This is a genomic window from Streptomyces corynorhini (genome assembly GCF_003346515.1).
Classification (GTDB): Bacteria; Actinomycetota; Actinomycetes; order Streptomycetales; family Streptomycetaceae; genus Streptomyces; species Streptomyces corynorhini.
Genome location: NZ_QQNA01000164.1, coordinates 1 through 20,786 on the forward strand (window position 1 = coordinate 1; position 20,786 = coordinate 20,786).

The window sequence follows — 20,786 nt, forward strand, 5'->3', positions numbered from 1 at the left end:
CGAAGACGCTGACCGCGGCCGCCCCCGGAGCCGGGTCGCGGCCGCGGTCAGCGTCTTCGGCGAACTGCTCATCACCGCGGGCGTGGTGCTGGGTCTCTTCGTCGTCTACTCGCTGTGGTGGACCAACGTCCTGGCCGACCGCGCGGCGGCCAAGCAGGGCGACGACGTGCGCAACGGCTGGGCCCAGCAGGAGAAGAGCGGCGGCGGAAGCGGCGCTGGTCCCAAGACCTTCGACTCGGCGGACGGCATCGGCTTCCTGCACGTCCCCGCGCTCGGCGGCAGCGAGATCCTGGTCAAGAAGGGCACCAGCACCGAGCTGCTGAACGACGGGATCGCCGGGTACTACACGGATCCGGTCAAGTCCGCCCTCCCCTGGGACAAGAAGGGGAACTTCACGCTGGCCGCGCACCGCGACGGCCACGGGGCGCGGTTCCACAACATCCACAAGATCAAGACGGGTGACCACGTCGTCTTCGAGACGCGCGACACCTGGTACATCTACAAGGTCTACAAGGAGCTTCCGAAGACCTCGAAGTACAACGTGGACGTGCTGTCGGCGGTGCCGGAGGAGTCGGGCAGGACCAAGCCGGGCCGCTATCTCACCCTGACGACCTGCACGCCGATCTACACCTCGGACTACCGCTACATCGTCTGGGCCGAGCTGGACCGCACCCAGAAGGTCGACAAGCAGCGCACGCCGCCGCCGGAGCTGCGCTGAGGCCGCGGCCGGGTACGAAGAAGGCCCGTTCCCCACCGGCCGGGTGGGGAACGGGCCTTCTTCGGTGACGCGCGTGCGGTCCGGGTCAGCCTCCTCCGCCGAAGAAGCCGGAGTTGTTGCCCCCGTTGTTCCCGCCGTTCCCGTTGTTGCCGCCGTTGCCGCTCTGGTTGCCGAGGATGGTCAGGCTGACCGTGTCACCCTTGTTGACCGGGTTGCCATTGCCGGGGTCGCTGCTGATCACGCGCGCGTCGTCGGGCGTGTTCTCCGGCACCGACATCTGGAGCCCGGCTCCTTCGATCAGGCTCCGTGCCTCGGCGACCGTCTTGAACCGCACGTCGGGGACCTGCACCTTCTCGGGCTGCGGCTGCTCCTTCGGCCCGTTGGAGACCTCCAGGGAGACCGCGCTGCCCTTCTCCGCCTTCGAGTCGCCCGCCGGGCTCTGCTTGACGACGGTGCCCGCCGGCTGGTCCGAGTCGACCTGGGTCGGGTTGACCGTGAAGCCGTTGACGGTCAGCTGCGACTGGGCGTCGGACAGTTGATTGCCGGTCACGTTCGGCACGGTGACCTTCGCCTGCTTGGCGATCGTCAGCGTGACGGTCGTGCCCGTCTCGACTTCCTTGCCGCCTTCGGGGTCCTGGCGCAGCACCGATCCGGGGGTGGCGCTGTCGGACTCCTCTTCCTTGGTCTCGACCTTGAACTTCTCGCCTTCGAGGATGTCCGTGGCGCTCTGCTTCTGCTTCTCCGTGACGTCCGGAACCTTGACCTGCGGCGCGCCCTCCGAGACGACGACCGTGATGGTGTCGCCCTCGTTCATCTTGCCGCTGTCGGGGCTCTGGCTGCAGATGGATCCCTTGGGGACCTCGCAGCGTTTGGAGTCGGACTGTTCGAGCTTCACCTGCGCGTTGTCGGCCATGCCCTCGGCCTCTTTGAGGGTCTTGCCGACGACCTGCGGCACATCCAGCTGGCTGGGGCCGTCGCCGTCTCCGCTGAACAGGGCCCTGCCGATGAGGATCGCGCCGATCAGCACCAGGACGCCCGCGACCGCGAGCAGGATCGTGGAGGTGTTCGACTTCTTCTGGTTGCCGCGTCGTCGGCCCTGACGGTCGTCGTAGCCGTCGTAACCGCCGTCGTCCGAGTTCATCGGCGGGAGCATCGACGTCGGGGCGCCCCCGCCCCCCTGGTGCATGGCCGCCGTGGGCTGGTCCTGGCCGCCGTAACCGCCGTATCCGACCGCGCCCATGGCGGCGGTGGCGGCGACGGGCTGGCCGTCGAGGCACGCCTCGATGTCGGCCCGCATCTCGTCGGCGGACTGGTAGCGGAAGTCGGGGTCCTTGACGAGCGCCTTGAGGACGATCGCGTCCATCTCGGGCGTGATCTCGGGGTCGAAGACGCTCGGCGTCTGCGGTTCTTCCCGTACGTGCTGGTACGCGACCGCGACCGGGGAGTCCCCGATGAAGGGGGGCCGGACCGTCAGCAGTTCGTAGAGCAGGCAGCCGGTGGAGTACAGGTCGGAGCGCGCGTCGACCTGCTCGCCCTTGGCCTGCTCGGGGGAGAGGTACTGGGCGGTGCCGATCACGGCGGAGGTCTGCGTCATCGTCATGCCGGAGTCGCCCATCGCACGGGCGATGCCGAAGTCCATGACCTTGACCTGGCCGGTGCGCGTCAGCATGACGTTGGCCGGTTTGATGTCGCGGTGGACGATGCCGTTGCGGTGCGAGTACTCCAGCGCCTGCAGGATGCCGACCGTCATCTCCAGCGTGCGCTCGGGCAGCAGCCTGCGCCCGGAGTGCAGCAGCTCGCGGAGGGTCGAGCCGTCGACGTGCTCCATCACGATGTACGGGAGGGAGACCCCGTCGACGTAGTCCTCGCCGGTGTCGTAGACCGCGACGATCGCCGGGTGGTTCAGGGAGGCCGCCGACTGGGCCTCTCTGCGGAACCGCGCCTGGAACGACGGGTCACGGGCGAGGTCGGCCCGCAGGGTCTTCACCGCGACGGAGCGGCCGAGCCGGGTGTCATGGGCGAGGTAGACCTCCGCCATGCCACCACGGCCGAGCACCGAGCCCAGCTCGTACCGGCCGCCGAGGCGACGCGCCTCTTCCATAACGTTCCAGCCCTCTCCGTCAGTCCCGACCGCACCGGTGTGTGGTCCGGCGGTGTGCTGTTCGCGCCTACGCTACCGGGGACGCCGTATGTGGTTGGCCCGTAACGGTGACCTGATATACGACCGGTATCGCATTGTGCAGGTATGGACGTGAGCCGTGACCGGCGTCACTTCTTGTCGACGACCGCCTGCATGACGGCCTTGGCGATCGGGGCCGCGAGGCCACCACCGGAAATGTCGTCACGGTTGGCGCCGCTGTCCTCCACGACGACCGCGACGGCCACCGGGGAGCCCTTGTCCGTCTTGGCGTACGAGATGAACCAGGCGTACGGGTTCTTGCTGTTGTTCTCGCCGTGCTGGGCGGTACCGGTCTTGCCGCCGACCGTCACGCCGGGGATCTGGGCCTTGGTGCCGGTGCCCTTCTCGACCACGGTCTCCATGATGCTCTGGAGCATCTGGGCGTGCTCCTGGCTGAGCGGCCGGCTCTGCTCCTCGGGCTCCGTCTTCTCCAGCACGTCCACGCCCGGCGTCTCCAGCCGGTCGATCATGTACGGCTTCATCAGCTTGCCGTCGTTGGCGACCGCGGCGGCGAGCATGGCCATCTGGAGCGGGGTGGCGCGGGTGTCGAACTGGCCGATGGAGGAGAGCGCCGTCTGCGACTGGTTGATGTCCTCGGGGAAGATCGAGGCGTTGGCGCGGACCGGGACGAACTGCTCCTCGTTGAAGCCGAAGTTCTTCGCGGTCTCCAGCATCTTGTCCTTGCCGACGTCGACGCCGAGCTTGCCGAAGACGGAGTTGCAGGACATCCGCAGGGCCTCGCGCAGGGAGACGTCCTTGCAGGGGATGTTGTTCTCGTTCGGCAGCGGGGTGGTGGTGCCCGGCATGATCCAGGGGAGCGGCGAGTCGGTCTTCGCGTCGACGTCCTTGATCACGCCGTGCTCCAGGCCCGCGGCGGCCGTCAGCACCTTGAAGGTGGAGCCGGGCGGGTAGGTCTCACGCAGGGCGCGGTTGAGCATCGGGTCGTCGGGCTGGTTCTTCTTGTCGAGCGCGACCCACGCCTTGGTGTCCTTGTCGCTGTTTCCGGCGAACTTCGACGGGTCGTAGCTGGGGGTGGAGGCCAGGGCGAGGATCTTGCCGGTCTGCGGGTCGATCGCCGCGACGGCGCCCTTCTTGTCGCCGAGCCCCTCGAAGGCGGCCTTCTGGGCGGCGCCGTTGAGCGTGGTGACGACGTTGCCGCCCTTCTTCTCCTTGCCCGTGAACATCCCCAGGGTGTTGTCGAAGAAGAGCCGGTCGTCGGTGCCGGTGAGGACGCCGTCCTCGATGTTCTCGATCTGGGTGGCGCCGAACGCCTGAGAGGCGTAGCCGGTGACGGGCGCCCACATGGGGCCGTCGGCGTACGTCCGCTTGTAGACGAAGTCCGTGCTGTCGGTCTTGACGGAGCCGGTGATGGGCTTGCCGTCGACGATGATGTTGCCGCGCTCGGAGGCGTACCGCTCGATCAGTACCCGGCGGTTGTACTCGTGGGAGCTGAGTTCGTCGGCGCGTACGTAGCCGAGCCAGTTCTCCCGGATCAGCAGGGCGAGCATCAGGAGCCCGCAGAAGATCGCGATATGGCGCAGGGGCTTGTTCACGGTCGGACCACCTGGGTCATTTCGGCGTCGGAGGACGGGGCGGGGGCCGGCGCGGGGCGACGTGCGGTGTCGCTGATGCGGATGAGGATCCCGATCAGGGCCCAGTTGGCGAGGACGGAGGAACCGCCGTACGCGACGAACGGCATCGTCATACCGGTCAGCGGGATGAGCCCCATGACGCCCCCGGCGACGACGAACACCTGGATGGCGAAGGCGCCGGAGAGCCCGATGGCGAGGAGCTTGCCGAACGGGTCGCGGGCGGCGAGTGCGGTGCGTACACCGCGTTCGACGATCAGAGCGTAGATCATCAGGAAGGCCATCGTGCCGGCCAGACCGAGTTCCTCACCGACGGTGGTGAGAATGAAGTCGGCGTTGGCGGCGAAGCCGATGAGGTCGGAGTTGCCCTGGCCGAGCCCGGTGCCGAGAGTGCCGCCTGAGCCGAAGGAGATGAGGGAGTCGCCGATCTGCTGGCAGGCGCCGGTGGCGTCCGTCTTGTAGCAGGAGAACGGGTCGAGCCAGGCGGTGACACGGGACTGCACGTGCGGCTCGAAGGAGGCGACGCCGACGGCCCCGCCGATCGACATCAGCAGGCCGAAGACGATCCAGCTGGTGCGCTCGGTGGCGACGTACAGCATCACCACGAAGAGGCCGAAGAAGAGCAGCGAGGTGCCGAGGTCGGTCTCGAAGACCAGGATGAGGATCGAGAGGCCCCAGATCGCGAGGATCGGTCCGAGGTCGCGGCCGCGAGGCAGGTAGAGCCCCAGGAAGCGGCGGCTGGCGAGGGCGAGGGCGTCCCGCTTGACCATCAGATAGCCGGAGAAGAAGACCGCGATGACGATCTTCGCGAACTCTCCTGGCTGGATGGTGAATCCGGCGATGCTGACCCAGATCTTCGCGCCGTTCACCGCGGGGAAGAACATCGGCAGGATCAGCAGGGCGAGACCGGCGGCCATGGAGATGTACGTGTAGCGCTGGAGGATGCGGTGGTCCTTGAGCAGGATCAGCACCGCCGCGAAGAGGGCGACCCCCAGCGCGGAGTACAGCAACTGCTTGGGGGCGTCCGGGCTGAAGCCGCCGAAGAGGTACTTGGCGCGCTGGATCAGCCGCGGCGACTGGTCCAGCCGCCAGATCAGCACCAGCCCCAGTCCGTTGAGCAGTGTCGCCAGCGGCAGCAGCAGCGGGTCGGAGTACGGGGCGAATTTGCGCACCACGAGGTGCGCGACGCCCGCGAGCAGGCCGAGGCCCAGACCGTAACCGGCCATGCCCGCCGGTACTTTGCCGTCGAGCGCCAGTCCCACGTTCAGGTAGGCGAACACCGGGATGGCGACGGCGAAGGCGAGCATGAACAGCTCGGTGTTGCGGCGGCTCGGTGCTTCGATCGCGCCGATGGTGGTCGTGTTGGTGACAACGCTCATGGTGGTGAAAGGCCCCCTACGGCCGGCTACTGCTGCTTCCCGCAGTTCGAGACCACTTTCTGTTCATCCTCCGAGAGGCTGGGGCCAGGAGTGGGGGTCGCGGTTTTCGGCTTGATGTCGGTGGTCACGGTCGAGGTGTTCGTACCGGTGGTCGCGGTGCTCGTACCGGCGGTCGGGGTGCCCGTACCGGCGCTCGGGGTGCTCCTACCGGTGGTGTCGTCCGTTTCTTCCTGGCCGGTGACCGCTTCGGCGCTCTGCTCGGTGTCGCGGCGCTGCTCGTCCTTCTCGCAGGCCGCCGCCTGGGTGGCCAGCTCCTGGATCTTGACTCGGCCGTCGGCGAGGCTGCCTTCGGCGATGGTGGCCTCGACCTGCTTGCGCTGATAGGGCGGGAGGTACTTGAGTTTGATGGCGGGGTGGTCCTTCTCGATCTTCGAGAGGGAGATCCAGGCCAGATCCTGGCTGATGCCCTGGTAGAGGGCGACGTGTTCACCGTTGGCGCCGACGTAGTACTGGTTCTGGGTCCAGCGGTAGCCGCCGTAGACGCCGCCGCCGATGACGGCGAGCGCGAGCACGGTGTAGAGGGATCTCTTGATCCAGCGGCGCTTGGGGCGCGGCTTGATGAACTCCTCGTCGTCGTAGCTCCCGTAGGCGCCGTCCTGCGGCATGGCGCCGTAGGCGGCGTCGTCCCCGCTGCCGGGCGGGCCGAAGCCGCCGTGCTGCTGCGGTACGGCGCGGCCGAGACCGGCCGCGCGGCCGGCCGGGGTCTGCATCGCGGCGGCGTTCTCGGCGGAGCTGAGCGGGAGCTGGTTCTCCGCGACGGCGCCGACGACGACGGGGGTGTCGGTGACCTGCCCGGCCAGGGTGTCGTTGGACTCGACGTCCAGGACGTCGGCGACGATGCAGGTGATGTTGTCGGGCCCACCGCCGCGCAGCGCGAGCTGGATGAGGGCCTGGATGGTCTCCTGGGGCCCCTGGTAGCTGGCGAGCGCCTCCTCCATCGTCTGGTGGGAGACGACGCCGGACAGGCCGTCGGAGCAGATCAAGTAGCGGTCGCCGGAGCGGACTTCACGGATGGAGAGGTCCGGTTCCACATGGTCGCCACTGCCCAGCGCGCGCATCAGCAGGGAGCGCTGCGGGTGGGTGGTGGCCTCTTCCTCGGTGATCCGGCCCTCGTCGACCAGCCGCTGCACCCAGGTGTGGTCCTGGGTGATCTGGGTCAGTACGCCGTCGCGCAGCAGGTACGCGCGGGAGTCGCCGACGTGGACGAGGCCGAGGCGCTGGCCGGTCCAGAGCAGGGCGGTGAGCGTGGTGCCCATGCCCTCCAGCTGGGGGTCCTCCTCGACCATCACCCGCAGCTGGTCGTTGGCGCGCTGCACCGCCGTGCCGAGCGACGTGAGCAGGTCGGAGCCCGGGACGTCGTCGTCGAGCTGGACGAGCGTGGAGATCACCTCGGACGAGGCGACCTCGCCGGCCGCCTGGCCGCCCATGCCGTCGGCGATGGCCAGCAGCCGGGGACCGGCGTAGCCGGAGTCCTCGTTCCCCTCCCGGATCATGCCCTTGTGCGATCCGGCGGCGAAACGCAGCGACAGACTCATGCGCACCTCACCCGTCGGTTCGCCCGCTGAATGTGGTGCCAGCCGGTCTCGAGCCACACTGCCCACCCTCCGGTCGGGAGCCTGCTGCGGTCCGCTGTCGGGACCGCGGCGACTCGCTCGCTCCGCTCGCTCATTGTCGTACTACTTCCGCAGCTCGATGACGGTCTTGCCGATGCGGATCGGAGCGCCCAGCGCGATCGGCTGCGGGGTCGTGAGGCGGGTCCGGTCGAGATAGGTGCCGTTGGTGGACCCGAGATCCTCGACGATCCACTGGCCGTCACGGTCCGGGTAGATCCTGGCATGGCGGCTGGACGCGTAGTCGTCGTCCAGCACGATCGTCGAATCGTGCGCGCGGCCCAGCGTGATGGTCTGCCCCTGGAGCGCCACCGTGGTGCCGGTGAGCGACCCCTCGGAGACGACCAGCTTCGTGGGCGCTCCCCGGCGCTGCCTGCCCCCCTGCTGCTGGCGCTGCTGAGGCGGCGCCGGTGTCTGGCGTGGCTGCTGCGGTCGGGCGTCGGCGTTGCGGCGTGAGCCGCGCTGCGTGACGCGTGTTCCGAACAGATCGCTGCGGATGACCTGTACGGCCACGATCACGAACAGCCACAGAACGGCCAGAAAACCTAGCCGCATGACCGTCAGGGTCAGCTCTGACATTGCCCCCGCTTCACCCTTCGGCTTGCCTGAAAACGATGGTGGTATTGCCCACGACGATCCGCGAGCCGTCGCGGAGCGTAGCGCGGGTGGTGTGCTGTCCGTCTACCACGATGCCGTTGGTGGACCCGAGATCCTGGATCGTGGAGGGCGTTCCGGCCCGGATCTCGCAGTGGCGGCGCGACACCCCCGGGTCGTCGATCCGTACGTCGGCGTCGGTGCTGCGGCCCAGGACCAGTGTCGCCCGGGAGATCTGGTGCCGGGTGCCGTTGATCTCGATCCACCGGCGCACCTGGCCCTGCGGCATCGCTCCGGGGCCGGGCGCGGCCGGCCGGGCGTGGCCCGCCGGGGAGGGCGCGGAGGACGGCAGCGGGGGCACGGCGGACGGCGGGTAGCCGTAGCCGCCGGGGGCGCCGGGAGGCGGGGAGGAGGGCGGCGGAGGGGCCGCGTGGCCGCGTTCGTGCGAGGGCGCGGCGCTGGGCTGTGACGAACTCGACGCCAGGGTGCGGCTGCGCACCCGGTACAGCCCGGTGTCGAGGTCCTCGGCCTTCTCCAGGTGGACCTTGATCGGGCCCATGAAGGTGTAGCGCTGCTGCTTCGCGTAGTCGCGCACCAGCCCGGACAGCTCGTCGCCGAGCTGCCCGGAGTAGGGGCTGAGCCGCTCGAAGTCGGGCGTGCTCAGCTCCACGATGAAGTCGTTGGGCACGACGGTCCGCTCACGGTTCCAGATCGTCGCGTTGTTGTCGCACTCCCGCTGGAGGGCACCCGCGATCTCGACCGGCTGGACTTCGGACTTGAACACCTTCGCGAAGGTGCCATTGACCAAACCTTCGAGACGCTGCTCGAAACGCTTCATGACTCCCATGGGGCACCTCCTCCGTCGTTGCCGTCCTGGTACTGCTTACTGATCGTATCCACGCGTCGGGAAATCGGCTGGTTCCCCTTGTCTGCCCCGTCGATGAGTGTCACCTCTCACACGGGATCGTAGAGGCGGTCCGCCGCCAGTGTCCCGCACCCCGGGGGTACTCAGGAGGAGCGGGGGCGGCGGCTGTCCGTTCCCTGCCGCCGGTCCCGGTGGTGAAACAAACGGATGTGAAGGCACCCCCCGGTGCGTGCTAATCTTCTCGATGTCGCCAGGAGCACACACCAGCAGGTGGGAGCCACCGGAGGACACACCCAATGCGCGGGTGGCGGAATAGGCAGACGCGCTGGATTCAGGTTCCAGTGCCCGAAAGGGCGTGGGGGTTCAACTCCCCCCTCGCGCACAGCGGTCAACCGACCCAACGAGGCCGGTCGAAGCGACGGACAGTCGCATCGACCGGCTTCTTTGCGTGCTGGGCGGACCTGTGGCTCCGTACCGGATCGGTACGGAGCCACTCTTGTCGGCGCGGGCGGCCGTCGGGGCGGCGGCTGAATGTGACCGAATCTCGTCGGCGGATCTCCGGGGCGGCCGGACCTCGGGAGAGCGAGTGATATCCACCACAGTGGGTCGTGGGCCGCGCCGGGAGTGGGTCGTGGGTGGGTGAGCCGGGAGTGGGTCGTGGGTGGGTGAGCCGGCTTCCCGGGTCGTGGTCGGCGGGGCGTGGGCTGTGCCGGGGCCGCGCCGGGGCCGCGCCGGGACCGCTTCCGGGGCCGCGTGGCCCGGGGGCGGTGGTCAGCCGGTGGCGGACAACCCTGCCCCGGCCCGGCCGCGTCCTCGGAGGGGGACGGCGTTTCGCGGACGGGGAAACGGACGGGGAAACGGACGGCGGAGCGGACGGCGGAGCGGACGGGGAAACGGACGGGGAGAGGGACAGACGATGGGGCGACCAATGGGACAGCCTTTCGGCTCCTACCAGAACGAGATCTACCTCGACGGGCTCAGCGGTGTCGTGCCGCGGTTCCCGATGAACTTCGCCGAGTTGGCGGACCGGGCGCGGGCGGCGCTGCCCTCCTCGGTGTGGTCGTACGTCGCGGGCGGCGCGGGCGACGAACACACCCAGCGGGCCAACGTGGCCGCGTTCGAGCGCTGGGGGCTCGTTCCCCGGATGTTCGTCGGCGCGGCGGAGCGCGATCTGTCCGTGGAGCTGTTCGGGATGCGGCTGTCCGCACCGGTGTTCATGGCGCCCGTGGGCGTCATCGGGCTGTGTGCCCAGGACGGGCACGGGGATCTGGCCACGGCGCGCGCGGCAGCGCGCACCGGCGTGCCGATGATCTCCTCGACGCTCTCCGTCGACCCGATGGAACAGGTCGCCGCCGCATTCGGGGACACCCCGGGCCTCTTCCAGCTCTACACGCCCACCGACAGGGAACTCGCGGCGAGTCTCGTCCACCGTGCCGAGCGGGCGGGGTACCGGGGCATCGTGGTCACGCTGGACAGCTGGGTCACCGGCTGGCGCCCACGCGACCTCGCCACCGCCAACTTCCCCCAGCTGCGCGGCCACTGCCTGGCCAACTACACCAGCGACCCGGTCTTCCTGGCCCGGCTGGAGCGCACGCCCGAGGAGGATCCGGGGGCCGCGATCCTGCTCTGGACCGAGATCTTCGGCAATCCGCTGACCTGGAGCGACCTGCCCTGGCTGCGCTCACTGACCGATCTGCCGCTGATCGTCAAGGGAATCGGCCATCCCGAGGACGTGCGCCGGGCCAAGGACGCGGGCGTCGACGGCGTCTACTGCTCCAACCACGGCGGCCGGCAGGCCAACGGCGGGCTCCCCGCCCTCGACTCGCTGCCCGGCGTGGTCGAGGCCGCCGACGGGATGCCGGTGCTGTTCGACTCCGGGATCCGCAGCGGCGCCGACATCGTCAAGGCCGTCGCGCTGGGGGCCTCGGCGGTCGCCGTCGGCCGTCCGTACGCGTACGGTCTCGCCCTCGGCGGCGCCGACGGCATCGTCCACGTACTGCGCTCGCTGCTCGCCGAGGCCGACCTGATCATGGCCGTCGACGGCTATCCGACGCTCGCCGATCTCACCCCGGAGAGCCTTCGGCGCGTCGTATGACGGCGTGCGTGCCGGGTTTCTGAGGTGCCGGGATGCCGCGGTGCCGGGTTCCTGCCGTGACGGGTTCCCGCTGTGACGGGTTCTGGGGCGGCGGGTTCTGCTGCGGCGGGTTCCCGCGGTGACGGATCTCGCGGTGACGGACCCCGGAGCGGCGGATCTCGGGGTGGCGGATCTTGAGGTGGGCCCCGGCCGGTGACACTTGTCACCGGCCGGGGCCTGTCGCGTCGGTCAGGCGGCGAAGCGGGCGGCCAGCGCCTTGGCCTTCTGCGTCGCTTCCTCGCGGGCCTTGGCACGGGAGGCGTCGGCCAGGGGGATGAGTTCGGCCATCTCCGGCTTGGAGCGGGCGAGGGTCAGCTCGGGAACGATGAAGTCGACCTCGGTGGCACCGAACATGCCCTTCAGGACCTTCTCCAGGTAGTTCTGGACGAACTCGAAGTCCTCGCGCGGGGTGCCGGGGGCGTACGAGCCGCCGCGGCTGGCGACGATCGTGAACGGCGTACCGGCCAGCGGGCTGGCGTCGCCCGCGTTGTGGCCGACGATGATCGCCTGGTCGAGCCATGCCTTGAGCGTGGAGGGGATCGAGAAGTTGTACATCGGGGCGCCGATCAGCACGGCGTCCGCCTCGGCCAGTTCGGCGGCCAGTTCGGCGCGCAGCTCGTCGCCCGGACCGGCGATGGCGGCGTTGATGTCGAGGTGGGGCACGGGGGACGCGGCGAGGTCGCGGTAGACGACCTTGCCCTCGGGGTGCTGCTCCAGCCAGGACTCGACGAAGGCCGCGGTGATCTCCCGGGAGGCGGAGCCTTCGGGGAAGAGGGCGGAGTCGATGTGCAGAAGCGTGGCCATGGGGGTCTCCATCGGGCGTGGGTGGTGCTGGGTGGCTGAACGTGGATACGGAGGTACGCCGGTACGGCGATCCGGCGGTCCGGCGGTACGGACTTTCTGTTCGCACCTATGGATAACATAGGGACTTACTTTTTTTCATCCCGATCTGGGGGGTCAGTACTCTGTGTGTATGGCGGACCCCGGAGAGAGCGAGTGCACGAGAGTCGACGTGGGCATCACGCGGGTGTTCGGGCTGCTCGGCAAGCGGTGGACCGGGCCGATCATTTCCGTGCTCATGGCGCAGCCGGTCCACTTCGCGGATCTGCGGCGGGCGATCCCGGGGATCAGCGAGCGGATGCTCTCGGACCGGCTGACCGAGCTGGTCGCGGCGGATCTGGTCGTGCGTGAGGTCGACGAGGGGCCGCCGCTGCGGGTCTCGTACCGGCTGACGGCGGCGGGGGCGGCGATGGAGCCCGCGCTGAAGGAGCTGTCGCTGTGGGCCGAGACACATATGAACGAGCTTCCGAGAGGCGGCTGTTAGAGGCCGCCCCACCTATTCGCGCGGCCTCTTAGCCCCTGTTCCGGGTCCGCGGGGACGGGGCGGGGCGCGGGCGCCCGTAGGCTGGTCGGGTGATGTACGACGCCCCTGGGGAGCCGACGATCCGTAACGACGACGAGCAGGACGTACGACGAGACGTGCCGGAGGCGGCGGACGTGACGGATACGGCGGATGTGACGGACCCGGCGACCCCGGCCGGGCCCGCGACGGACCCGGCCGGGGCGACCGGGACGTCCGGGGCGACCGGGACGTCCGCGACCGGGGCGACCGGCGACGCGTCGGAGCGGCCCGAGGCGCGGCTGGAGAAGGCCGTGCGCGTCGCCGAGCAGGCGCTGATCGAGTTCGAGATCGCGCTGGAGACGTTCCGCATCGAGGTGGAGAACTTCTCCCGCCTGCACCACCAGCGGCTCGGCCCGATGTACGCGCGGCTCGACGAGCTGGACGCGCTGATCGCCGAGACGCGCGCGGCCCGCAGCGGCGACCCCGAGGACCTGCGCAAGGCGCGCGAGGCGCGGGCGCTGGTGCAGCCGATGCCGGGGGTGGAGGAGCTGTTCCACGACTGGCTCGACTCGGACGGCCTGTCGCCGGAGGCCGCGGCGATGCTGACCGAGCAGCCCGTGCGGCCGCCGAAGCGGGTCCGGCCGAGCGACGAGGCGCGCAAGCTCTACCGCGAGCTGGTGCGCAAGGCACACCCGGACCTGGCACAGGACGACGGCGAGCGGGCCCGGCGCGAGGAGTTCATCACGCGGGTCAACGCCGCTTACGGGCGCGGGGACGAGCCGCTGCTGCGCGAACTCGTCGACGAGTGGGCGGCGGGCCCCGGGCCGAGCGCGCGGCGGCTGAGCGAGAGCGAGGAGCTGTACGCCCGGCTGGAGTGGCTCTCGCACCGCAAGGAGGCGCTGACGGTGGTCGCCAAGGAGCTGGAGGAGAGCGCGATCGGGGCGATGCTCAGGATGGCGCCCGACGACCCCGACCGGCTGCTGGAGGAGATCGCCGAGCAGCTGCTCGCGGAGGTCTCCGAGCGCGAGCGGCAACTCGGCAGGCTGGTGGAGTAGGTTTTCCGGAGCCCCCGGACCACCGGATCCGGACTGTCGGCTCCGGCCGGTCCGGCTCCGGCCCGCAGGATTCCGTACGAGAGAAGGCCACCCCCATGAATCTCGCCCCGCTGCCCTCGGTCGACGCCGCCGCGGTTCCGGCCGACGCCCTGGTGCTGGACGTCCGGGAGAACGACGAGTGGGCGGCCGGCCATGTCGAGGGCGCGCTGCATGTCCCGATGAGCGACTTCGTGGCCCGCTTCGGCGAGGTGACCGAGGCGGTGGCCGAGGGCCGCACGGCGTTCGTGATGTGCCGGGTGGGCGGGCGCTCCGCTCAGGTCACCCAGTATCTGGTCGGGCAGGGGCTGGACGCGGTGAACGTGGACGGCGGGATGCTCGCCTGGGACGGCGCCGGGCGCCCCATGGTCGCGGAGAGCGGCAACCCGGCGTTCGTCCTCTGAGACCCGTCCGCAGGGCCTTCCCCGGGGTTTCCCGGGGTTCTCCGGGGTTTCCCCGGGTTCTCCGCGGATCCGCCGGGCGCGCGTGCTCGGTGTGTTCAGCGGTCGAAGTCCAACTCCACTTCCCCCGTGGCCGGATGGGACTGACAGGCCAGGACGTAGCCCGCTGCCGTCTCCTCCGGTTCGAGCGCGAAGTTACGGTCCATCCTGACCTCACCGGAGACCAGGAACGCCCGGCAGGTCCCGCACACCCCGCCCTTGCAGGCGTACGGCGCGTCCGCGCGTGCGCGCAACACGGTCTCCAGCAGCGACTCCCCGTCCCGGACCGGCCAGCTGCCGGAGCGGCCGTCGAGCGTCGCGGTGAGGGTGGCGTCGGCGAGGTCCTGGGCCGCTGCCGCCGCCGGGGCACCGGCCAGCGCCTCGTCCACGTGGAATATCTCCTGATGGATACGGTCGCGCCGGACACCGAGACCGCGCAGCGCGCGCTCCGCGCCGGCCACCAGCCCCAGCGGCCCGCAGAGGAACCAGCCGTCGATGTCCTCCACCGGGAGCAGCGCGGGCAGCAGCCGGGTCAGCCTCTCCCGGTCCAGCCGCCCCGAACCCAGTCCGGCCTGCTGCTCCTCCCGCGAGACCGCGGTGACCAGCTGGAAGCGGTCGGGCCAGCGGTCCTTGAGATCGGCCACCTCCTCCAGGAACATCGTCGAGGCCACGGAGCGGTCGCTGCGGACCAGGCAGAAGCGGGCGTCGGGCTCCCGCGCCAGCAGCGTGGCGGCGATCGACAGCACGGGTGTGATCCCGCTGCCGCCGACGACCGCCGCGAAGTGCCCGGGGCGCGGCTCCAGTACGAAGCGGCCCGTCGGCTCCATCACCTCGACCGTGTCGCCGACGGCCAGTTCCTTCAGGGCGTAGGTCGAGAACTCGCCGCCCTCGACCAGCCGGATGCCCACGCGCAGCGCCGGTTCTGGCCCGGCGGGCGCGCAGATCGAGTACGTACGCCGCACCTCCCCCCGTATCCCGTCCTCGCCGTCCTCGGCGCCCCCGCCGTTTCCGCCGTGGCCTCCGCCGTTGCTTCCGGCCGGGGCGGCTCGGCGCACCGCGATGTGCTGGCCCGGGGTGTGCCGGAACGTCTCGCGCAGCTCGGGCGGTACGTCGAAGGTGACGGCCACCGCGTCGTCGGTGAGCCGGTCGACCTCGCTGACCCGGAGCGGATGGAACATCTACAACTCCTTGAAGTGGTCGAACGGTTCACGGCAGGTCGCGCACCGGCGCAGCGCCTTGCACGCCGTGGAGGAGAACCTGCTCAGCAGCTCGGTGTCGGTCGAGCCGCAGTGCGGGCAGCGGATGGAGAGCGACAGCGGCACGGGCTCGGCCGGCCCGTGCGGGCGGGGCGGGGCTATGCCGGACGCGGCGAGCTTGCGGCGGCCCTCCGCGCTGATGTCGTCCGTCGACCAGGCGGGCGACAGAACCTTGACGACCGAGACCCGGGCCATTCCCCGGTCGCGCAGCACGCGCTCGATGTCCGAGGACATCGCCTCCACCGCCGGGCAGCCGGTGTAGGTGGGGGTCAGCTCGACCCGCACCGTGCCGGGGGCGGAGACCCGCACGGTGCGCAGGACGCCCAGCTCCGCGAGGGTCAGCACCGGCAGCTCGGGGTCGGGGACGGCGCCCGCGAGGCGGAACAGCTCGGCTTCCAGGGCGGTGGAGCCGGCGGGGGGCGCCGGTGAGCCCGTCGCGCTCACCATGACGCCCCCGGGTGGCTGCGGTGCAGATGCTGCATCTCGGCGATCATCGGACCGAACGGCTCGGTGTGCAGCCCCTGGCGGCCCGCGCCCGCTGTCCACGCGCCGGTGCGCGGCCCTTGCGGGAGGCCGAGCGTCGCCCGCTCCAGCACGTCGGTGACGGAGGTGAGCCAGCCCTCCTCCAGCGCCGCCCAGTCGATGTCCAGCCCTTCGACGGGCTGGAACAGCTCGCCGGTGAACCGCCAGAGCGTCTCGCACGCCCGGCTCATCCGCCGGTGGCTCTCGGGCGTGCCGTCGCCGAGGCGCAGCGTCCAGTGCTCGGCGTGGTCCTGGTGGTAGGCGACCTCCTTGACGGCCTTGGCGGCGAGAGCGCCGAACGCGCTGTCCCCGGCCACCAGCTGCCGGTACAGCGCCAGCTGGTAGGTGGAGAAGTAGAGCTGGCGCGCGATGGTGTGCGCGAAGTCGCCGTTCGGCTGCTCGACGAGCTGGAGATTGCGGAAGTGCCGCTCGTCGCGCAGGTAGGCCAGCTCGTCCTCGTCGCCGGCGAGGGAGAGCAGGATCCGGGCCTGGCCCAGCAGGTCGAGGGCGATGTTGGCGAGGGCGACCTCCTCCTCCAGCGCGGGGGCGTGCCCGGCCCACTCCCCCAGCCGGTGCGAGAGGATCAGCGCGTCGTCGCCGAGGGCCAGGGCCGCCGCCGTGGTCCGTACGTCCCGCGCGTCATCGGTCGGTGCGCCGTTCACAGGTGTCGCACCCCTTCCGGGATCTCGTAGAAGGTCGGGTGGCGGTAGGGCTTGTCGGCGGCCGGGGCGAAGAACGGGTCCTTCTCGTCGGGGGAGGACGCGGTGACCGAGGCCGACGGCACCACCCAGATCGAGACGCCCTCATTGCGCCGGGTGTAGAGATCGCGGGCATTGCGGAGCGCCATCTCCGCGTCCGGGGCGTGCAGGCTGCCCGCGTGGGTGTGCGAGAGCCCCCGGCGGGAGCGGACGAACACCTCCCACAGTGGCCAGTCGGTCGAACCGCTCATGCCGTCGCCTCCATCCGTGTGCTCTCGCCGAGCGCGGTACCGGCACGCGCGCTCTCGCCGGGCGCGGGCCCGCCGCCCGGCACCGGGCGGTGTTTCGCCGCGTAGGAGGCTGCCGCCTCCCTCACCCAGGCTCCCTCTTCGTGCGCCCGGCGGCGCTGGGTGATCCGCTGTTCGTTGCAGGGCCCGTTGCCCTTGAGGACCTCGTGGAACTCGGTCCAGTCGATCGCGCCGAAGTCGTGGCGCCCGCGCTCCTCGTTCCAGCGCAGGTCGGGGTCGGGCAGCGTCAGCCCGAGGACTTCGGCCTGCGGGACACAGATGTCGACGAAGCGCTGTCGCAGCTCGTCGTTGGAGTGCCGCTTGATCTTCCAGGTCATGGACTGTGCCGAGTGCGCCGACTCGTCGTCCGGCGGGCCGAACATCATCAGCGACGGCCACCACCAGCGGTCCACCGCGTCCTGCGCCATCTCGTGCTGGGCGGGCGTCCCGCCGCTGAGGGCGAGCAGCAGCTCGTAGCCCTGGCGCTGGTGGAAGGACTCCTCCTTGCAGACGCGGACCATGGCGCGCGCGTAGGGGCCGTACGAGCAGCGGCACAGCGGCACCTGGTTCGTGATCGCGGCGCCGTCCACCAGCCAGCCGATCGCGCCGACATCGGCCCAGGTCAGCGTCGGGTAGTTGAAGATCGACGAGTACTTCTGGCGGCCGGAGTGGAGCTTGTCGAGCAGCTCGTCACGGCCCGTGCCCAGCGTCTCGGCCGCGCTGTACAGATACAGGCCGTGTCCCGCCTCGTCCTGCACCTTGGCCATCAGGATCGCCTTGCGGCGCAGCGAGGGCGCGCGGGTGATCCAGTTCGCCTCAGGCTGCATGCCGATGATCTCGGAGTGGGCGTGCTGGGCCATCTGGCGGACCAGCGTGGCGCGGTAGGCGTCCGGCATCCAGTCGCGCGGCTCGATCCGCTCGTCGGCCGCCACGGCCGCGTCGAACGCGGCCTGCCGGCCGTCCGCCGTCGTCTCCATCGCCGCCTCCGCAGCCGTCCCCTCGGTCACTGCCGTCATCCGGGCCCCCTACCGACCGATCGTTCGGTTTATGGACTTCAATGGTGGGTCGGGGGCCCGTAGGGTGTCAACCTCTGTGGATAAGTGGCCGGAGCACGACGGGGATCGGGGCGGGATGGATTCGAACGACGACGAGGCCGTGAAGGCCGGGCCACCGCGGCCCGGCCCTGGCATAGCCGGCCTCTCCCTCCCGTACCAGATCGTCGCCGCGGTGGCCCTCGCCGTCGTCGGACTGGTCGCCTGCGTCCACGTGGGCATGGTGTTCCTGCACGTCGCGCCGTCCAACACGGTCACCAAGAACCAGGGCAAGACCATCGACGCGTGGATCTATCCCGAGTTCGAACAGAACTGGAAGCTCTTCGCGCCCAACCCGCTCCAGCAGAACATCGCCGTCCAGGTGCGCGCCGAGGTCGAATCGTCCGGCGGCTCGACCACCACCGGCTGGATCGACCTCACCGCCCAGGACGGCCGGGCGGTCCAGGGCAATCCGCTGCCCAGCCATGTGGACCAGAACGAGCTGCGGCGCGGCTGGGACTTCTTCGTCGGGGCGCACGACAACAAGAACCGTCCCAACGGACTGCGCGGCCGGCTCTCCGAGTCCTATGTCCGCCGCATCGTGATGCTGCGCCTGGAGAGCCACGACCTCGGCGGTCCCGTGAAGCGCATGCAGGTCAGGTCGGTCACCACCGCCGTCGAGTCGCCGCGCTGGAGCCAGGAGAAGGTCGACACGCGCCCGTCCTACCGGGTCTGTCCCTGGTGGACGGTGAGCGCCGAGGATCTTCCGGGCGGTGCGGGCAACGGCCGTACGGAGGCGGGCGAATGAGCGAGCGGGCGAGCGGGCGAGTGGACGAACAGCCGGACAAGCAGCCGGACGAACAGCCGGGCGGGCAGGCGGGCGGGCAGCCGGGCGAGCACCCTGACGAGCAGCCGGGCGGTCGGCCGGACGAGCAGCCGTCCGCCCGGTCCGACGGCCAGGCGGACGCCCAGGCGGGTGGTCGGCCTCACGGCCAGTCGGGTGGCGAGGCGGGTGGTCGGCCTGGCGAGAAGCGGCCCGGGAAGCCGGGTGGCGGGAAGCCGGGCGCCCGGCCGGGCGGGCGCTCCGCTGTCGAGCGGCGGGCCGCCCACGCCGTCCAGCGCGTCACGACCCTCACCTTCGGCCGGTACCAGAGCGCCGTCGTCCGGATCGGGTTCGCCGGTACCTGGCTGCTCTTCCTGCTGCGCGAACTGCCCCACCGCCGGGAGCTGTACGGGCCGGACTCCCCGTGGGGCTGGGACCTCGCCGAGCAGCTGATCGCGAGGAACGGCGCCTTCACCGCGCTGATGTGGTCGGACAGCGCGGTCTGGTTCGAGGTCGTGTACGGCCTCGCCGTGCTCTCCAGCGTGCTGCTGCTGCTCGGCTGGCGGACCCGCACGATGTCCGTGTTCTTCATGTTCGGGGTGCTGTCGCTGCAGAACCGCTCGATCTTCATGGGCGACGGCGGCGACAACGTCATCCACCTGATGGCGATCTATCTGGTGCTCACCCGCTGCGGGCAGGTCTGGTCGCTGGACGCCCGCCGCGCGGCCCGCGCCGCGCGCGCCGCGGCGCGCACCGGGGCCGCCACTGTCGTGCCCGACCGGGTCGGACCCGTCCTGTGGGTGCTGTCCGGCGCGTTCCTCCTGGTCGGCACGGTGTGGGACGGGTCGCTTCCCGAGCTGTGGCTGGTGTTCCTGTTCTGGGGGATGTGGATCGGGCAGGGGCTGTGGTGGGCGGCCAACCGGTACGCGTCCGACGGCGAGACCCGCTCCCTGCTCGACATCGTCGCCAACCTCGTGCACAACGCGGCGCTCGTCGTCATCATGGCGGAGGTCTGCCTCGTCTACGCCACCGCGGGCTGGTACAAGATCCAGGGTTCGCGCTGGCAGGACGGCACCGCCCTCTATTACCCGCTGCATCTCGACTACTTCTCGCCGTGGCCGGTGCTCTCCGACCTCCTCGCGTCCAACGCCCTGATGGTGCTGGTGCTGACCTACGGCACGGTCATCGTGCAGGTCGCCTTCCCTTTCACCCTCTTCAACCGGCGCGTCAAGAACGTGCTGCTGGTCGCGATGATGCTGGAGCACGCCGGGATCGCCGTCCTGCTCGGGCTGCCGTTCTTCTCGCTCGCGATGATCGCGGCCGATGCCGTGTTCCTGCCGACGAACTTCCTGCGCTGGCTCGGCGCCGCCGTCTCGCGGCTGCGCGAGCGCTGCTTCCCGCAGCCGCGGCCGTCCGGGCGGTCCGCTCCGCCCGGACAGCGGAGCGACAGCCCTGACCAGCCACGTACTCTCGTGGGGTGAGCAGCGAGACACCGGCCGAGGCGCTGGAACCGGTCCAGTACGACGACGGCTTCGGTACGGAGATCGGCGTCGGTCCGCACAGCGAGCCCTGGCCCGAGGACCAGCGCTACGACCCCGAGCTGCTGGCGGCCGGGGACCGGCGCAACGTCGCCGATCAGTACCGCTACTGGACGCGCGAGGCGATCGTCGCCGACCTCGACACCCGGCGCCACGACTTCCATGTGGCGGTGGAGAACTGGGGCCACGACTTCAATATCGGGTCGGTGGTCCGCACCGCCAACGCCTTCCTCGCCAAGGAGATCCACATCGTGGGCCGACGGCGCTGGAACCGGCGCGGCGCCATGGTCACCGACCGGTACCAGCATGTGCGCCATCACCCGGACACCGAGACGCTGACCGCCTGGGCGGCGGCGGAAGGGCTGCCGATCATCGGGATCGACAATCTCCCGGGGGCCGTACCGCTGGAGCGCACCGAGCTGCCGCGCCGCTGCGTGCTGCTGTTCGGCCAGGAGGGGCCGGGGCTGACCGAGGAGGCCCGCGCGCACGCCGCGATGGTCTGCTCGATCGCCCAGTTCGGCTCGACCCGCTCGATCAACGCGGGAGCGGCGGCGGCCATCGCCATGCACGCCTGGGTCCAGCGGTACGCGCGGATCCCGGAGCCGCCCGCCCGCTGACCCACGGGCGGCA

At 70.5% G+C, this 20,786-nt stretch carries 20 protein-coding genes and 1 tRNA gene; 9 read left to right on the forward strand and 12 right to left on the reverse strand.

Translation table 11 applies throughout. The features are described from left to right. A partial coding sequence (locus DVH02_RS20550; RefSeq protein WP_233518348.1) for a class E sortase occupies positions 1 to 718 on the forward strand: 718 nt, incomplete at its 5' end. A gap of 85 nt (positions 719 to 803) precedes the next feature. Here the strand turns inward: DVH02_RS20550 and pknB are convergent. The 6 genes from pknB to DVH02_RS20585 form a co-directional block, all read right to left on the reverse strand. Then, on the reverse strand, positions 804 to 2,819 hold the full coding sequence (gene pknB, locus DVH02_RS20555) for a Stk1 family PASTA domain-containing Ser/Thr kinase (protein WP_114625299.1): 2,016 nt from the start codon (positions 2,817 to 2,819) through the stop codon (positions 804 to 806). 167 nt (positions 2,820 to 2,986) lie between these two features. After that, positions 2,987 to 4,450: a peptidoglycan D,D-transpeptidase FtsI family protein gene (locus DVH02_RS20565; RefSeq protein WP_114625300.1), complete on the reverse strand. Its 1,464-nt coding sequence runs from the start codon at positions 4,448 to 4,450 to the stop codon at positions 2,987 to 2,989. Then, complete coding sequence (locus DVH02_RS20570) at positions 4,447 to 5,865, reverse strand: FtsW/RodA/SpoVE family cell cycle protein (protein ID WP_114625301.1); 1,419 nt, start codon at positions 5,863 to 5,865, stop codon at positions 4,447 to 4,449. The genes DVH02_RS20565 and DVH02_RS20570 overlap by 4 nt, the downstream gene beginning before the upstream one ends. 26 nt (positions 5,866 to 5,891) lie before the next feature. Next, entirely contained in the window at positions 5,892 to 7,460 is a 1,569-nt protein-coding gene (locus DVH02_RS20575) for a PP2C family protein-serine/threonine phosphatase (protein WP_114625302.1), read from the reverse strand. A 141-nt stretch (positions 7,461 to 7,601) separates the two neighbouring features. Then, the gene (locus DVH02_RS20580; protein ID WP_114625303.1) at positions 7,602 to 8,114 is read right to left on the reverse strand and encodes an FHA domain-containing protein FhaB/FipA; all 513 of its coding nucleotides are present in this window, start codon (positions 8,112 to 8,114) and stop codon (positions 7,602 to 7,604) included. 10 nt (positions 8,115 to 8,124) lie between these two features. After that, positions 8,125 to 8,976 (reverse strand): FhaA domain-containing protein, encoded by an 852-nt coding sequence (locus tag DVH02_RS20585; protein ID WP_114625304.1) that lies wholly within the window; start codon positions 8,974 to 8,976, stop codon positions 8,125 to 8,127. Between the two features lie 316 nt (positions 8,977 to 9,292). Here DVH02_RS20585 and DVH02_RS20590 point away from each other — a divergent pair. Both DVH02_RS20590 and DVH02_RS20595 read left to right on the forward strand, forming a co-directional pair. Further along, a tRNA-Leu gene (locus tag DVH02_RS20590) sits at positions 9,293 to 9,376 on the forward strand. A gap of 546 nt (positions 9,377 to 9,922) precedes the next feature. Continuing rightward, positions 9,923 to 11,089 carry an alpha-hydroxy-acid oxidizing protein gene (locus DVH02_RS20595; protein ID WP_114625305.1) on the forward strand — a complete coding sequence of 389 codons (1,167 nt, stop codon included), beginning with the start codon at positions 9,923 to 9,925 and terminating at the stop codon, positions 11,087 to 11,089. A gap of 228 nt (positions 11,090 to 11,317) precedes the next feature. Here DVH02_RS20595 and DVH02_RS20600 read toward each other — a convergent pair whose 3' ends face one another. After that, a complete protein-coding gene (locus DVH02_RS20600; RefSeq protein ID WP_114625306.1) occupies positions 11,318 to 11,932 on the reverse strand; it encodes an FMN-dependent NADH-azoreductase in 615 nt (204 codons plus the stop codon). 169 nt (positions 11,933 to 12,101) lie between these two features. On the opposite strand from DVH02_RS20600, the gene DVH02_RS20605 reads away from it, so the two are divergent. The 3 genes from DVH02_RS20605 (at position 12,102) to DVH02_RS20615 (ending at position 13,965) form a co-directional block, all read left to right on the forward strand. Continuing rightward, positions 12,102 to 12,452, forward strand: a complete 351-nt coding sequence (locus DVH02_RS20605; protein ID WP_114625307.1) for a winged helix-turn-helix transcriptional regulator — start codon at positions 12,102 to 12,104, stop codon at positions 12,450 to 12,452. A gap of 89 nt (positions 12,453 to 12,541) precedes the next feature. Beyond that, on the forward strand, positions 12,542 to 13,525 hold the full coding sequence (locus DVH02_RS20610; protein WP_114625308.1) for a J domain-containing protein: 984 nt from the start codon (positions 12,542 to 12,544) through the stop codon (positions 13,523 to 13,525). A gap of 95 nt (positions 13,526 to 13,620) precedes the next feature. Continuing rightward, positions 13,621 to 13,965 (forward strand): rhodanese-like domain-containing protein, encoded by a 345-nt coding sequence (locus tag DVH02_RS20615; protein WP_114625309.1) that lies wholly within the window; start codon positions 13,621 to 13,623, stop codon positions 13,963 to 13,965. Between the two features lie 95 nt (positions 13,966 to 14,060). Here the strand turns inward: DVH02_RS20615 and DVH02_RS20620 are convergent, their stop codons facing one another. The 5 genes from DVH02_RS20620 to paaA are packed head-to-tail and all read right to left on the reverse strand — an operon-like array spanning position 14,061 to position 17,780. Continuing rightward, the gene (locus DVH02_RS20620) at positions 14,061 to 15,179 is read right to left on the reverse strand and encodes a 2Fe-2S iron-sulfur cluster-binding protein (protein WP_114625310.1); all 1,119 of its coding nucleotides are present in this window, start codon (positions 15,177 to 15,179) and stop codon (positions 14,061 to 14,063) included. After that, positions 15,180 to 15,704 (reverse strand): 1,2-phenylacetyl-CoA epoxidase subunit PaaD, encoded by a 525-nt coding sequence (paaD, locus tag DVH02_RS20625; protein ID WP_114625311.1) that lies wholly within the window; start codon positions 15,702 to 15,704, stop codon positions 15,180 to 15,182. It abuts the gene before it with no gap. Further along, positions 15,698 to 16,441, reverse strand: coding sequence for a 1,2-phenylacetyl-CoA epoxidase subunit PaaC (gene paaC / locus DVH02_RS20630; protein ID WP_114625312.1), 744 nt, complete (start codon positions 16,439 to 16,441; stop codon positions 15,698 to 15,700). The genes paaD and paaC overlap by 7 nt, the downstream gene beginning before the upstream one ends. After that, positions 16,438 to 16,728, reverse strand: a complete 291-nt coding sequence (gene paaB / locus DVH02_RS20635) for a 1,2-phenylacetyl-CoA epoxidase subunit PaaB (protein ID WP_114625313.1) — start codon at positions 16,726 to 16,728, stop codon at positions 16,438 to 16,440. The genes paaC and paaB overlap by 4 nt, the downstream gene beginning before the upstream one ends. Then, positions 16,725 to 17,780 carry a 1,2-phenylacetyl-CoA epoxidase subunit PaaA gene (gene paaA, locus DVH02_RS20640; RefSeq protein ID WP_407697655.1) on the reverse strand — a complete coding sequence of 352 codons (1,056 nt, stop codon included), beginning with the start codon at positions 17,778 to 17,780 and terminating at the stop codon, positions 16,725 to 16,727. Before paaA ends, paaB begins: the two co-directional genes overlap by 4 nt. Before the next feature lie 115 nt (positions 17,781 to 17,895). Here paaA and DVH02_RS20645 point away from each other — a divergent pair, with 115 nt between their 5' ends. Genes DVH02_RS20645 through DVH02_RS20655 form a run of 3 tightly spaced genes read left to right on the forward strand, consistent with a single transcriptional unit; the run spans position 17,896 to position 20,773 of the window. Next, a complete protein-coding gene (locus DVH02_RS20645) occupies positions 17,896 to 18,603 on the forward strand; it encodes a DUF5819 family protein (protein WP_114625315.1) in 708 nt (235 codons plus the stop codon). Next, complete coding sequence (locus tag DVH02_RS20650; protein ID WP_114625316.1) at positions 18,600 to 20,099, forward strand: HTTM domain-containing protein; 1,500 nt, start codon at positions 18,600 to 18,602, stop codon at positions 20,097 to 20,099. The genes DVH02_RS20645 and DVH02_RS20650 overlap by 4 nt, the downstream gene beginning before the upstream one ends. Further along, complete coding sequence (locus tag DVH02_RS20655) at positions 20,096 to 20,773, forward strand: TrmH family RNA methyltransferase (RefSeq protein ID WP_114625317.1); 678 nt, start codon at positions 20,096 to 20,098, stop codon at positions 20,771 to 20,773. Before DVH02_RS20650 ends, DVH02_RS20655 begins: the two co-directional genes overlap by 4 nt. The last annotated feature ends 13 nt before the right edge of the window (positions 20,774 to 20,786 follow it).

What these genes read in the sequence shown, in the direction of transcription:
- DVH02_RS20605 (WP_114625307.1), top strand. Translation starts at nt 12,102, where the DNA reads ATGGCGGACCCCGGAGAGAGCGAGTGCACGAGAGTCGACGTGGGCATC.
- DVH02_RS20650 (WP_114625316.1), top strand. Translation starts at nt 18,600, where the DNA reads ATGAGCGAGCGGGCGAGCGGGCGAGTGGACGAACAGCCGGACAAGCAG.
- DVH02_RS20620 (WP_114625310.1), bottom strand. Translation starts at nt 15,179, where the DNA reads ATGTTCCATCCGCTCCGGGTCAGCGAGGTCGACCGGCTCACCGACGAC.
- paaB (WP_114625313.1), bottom strand. Translation starts at nt 16,728, where the DNA reads ATGAGCGGTTCGACCGACTGGCCACTGTGGGAGGTGTTCGTCCGCTCC.
- DVH02_RS20615 (WP_114625309.1), top strand. Translation starts at nt 13,621, where the DNA reads ATGAATCTCGCCCCGCTGCCCTCGGTCGACGCCGCCGCGGTTCCGGCC.
- paaA (WP_407697655.1), bottom strand. Translation starts at nt 17,780, where the DNA reads ATGACGGCAGTGACCGAGGGGACGGCTGCGGAGGCGGCGATGGAGACG.
- DVH02_RS20570 (WP_114625301.1), bottom strand. Translation starts at nt 5,865, where the DNA reads ATGAGCGTTGTCACCAACACGACCACCATCGGCGCGATCGAAGCACCG.
- DVH02_RS20585 (WP_114625304.1), bottom strand. Translation starts at nt 8,976, where the DNA reads ATGGGAGTCATGAAGCGTTTCGAGCAGCGTCTCGAAGGTTTGGTCAAT.
- DVH02_RS20575 (WP_114625302.1), bottom strand. Translation starts at nt 7,460, where the DNA reads ATGAGTCTGTCGCTGCGTTTCGCCGCCGGATCGCACAAGGGCATGATC.
- pknB (WP_114625299.1), bottom strand. Translation starts at nt 2,819, where the DNA reads ATGGAAGAGGCGCGTCGCCTCGGCGGCCGGTACGAGCTGGGCTCGGTG.
- DVH02_RS20645 (WP_114625315.1), top strand. Translation starts at nt 17,896, where the DNA reads ATGGATTCGAACGACGACGAGGCCGTGAAGGCCGGGCCACCGCGGCCC.
- DVH02_RS20595 (WP_114625305.1), top strand. Translation starts at nt 9,923, where the DNA reads ATGGGACAGCCTTTCGGCTCCTACCAGAACGAGATCTACCTCGACGGG.
- DVH02_RS20600 (WP_114625306.1), bottom strand. Translation starts at nt 11,932, where the DNA reads ATGGCCACGCTTCTGCACATCGACTCCGCCCTCTTCCCCGAAGGCTCC.
- DVH02_RS20580 (WP_114625303.1), bottom strand. Translation starts at nt 8,114, where the DNA reads ATGTCAGAGCTGACCCTGACGGTCATGCGGCTAGGTTTTCTGGCCGTT.
- paaD (WP_114625311.1), bottom strand. Translation starts at nt 15,704, where the DNA reads ATGGTGAGCGCGACGGGCTCACCGGCGCCCCCCGCCGGCTCCACCGCC.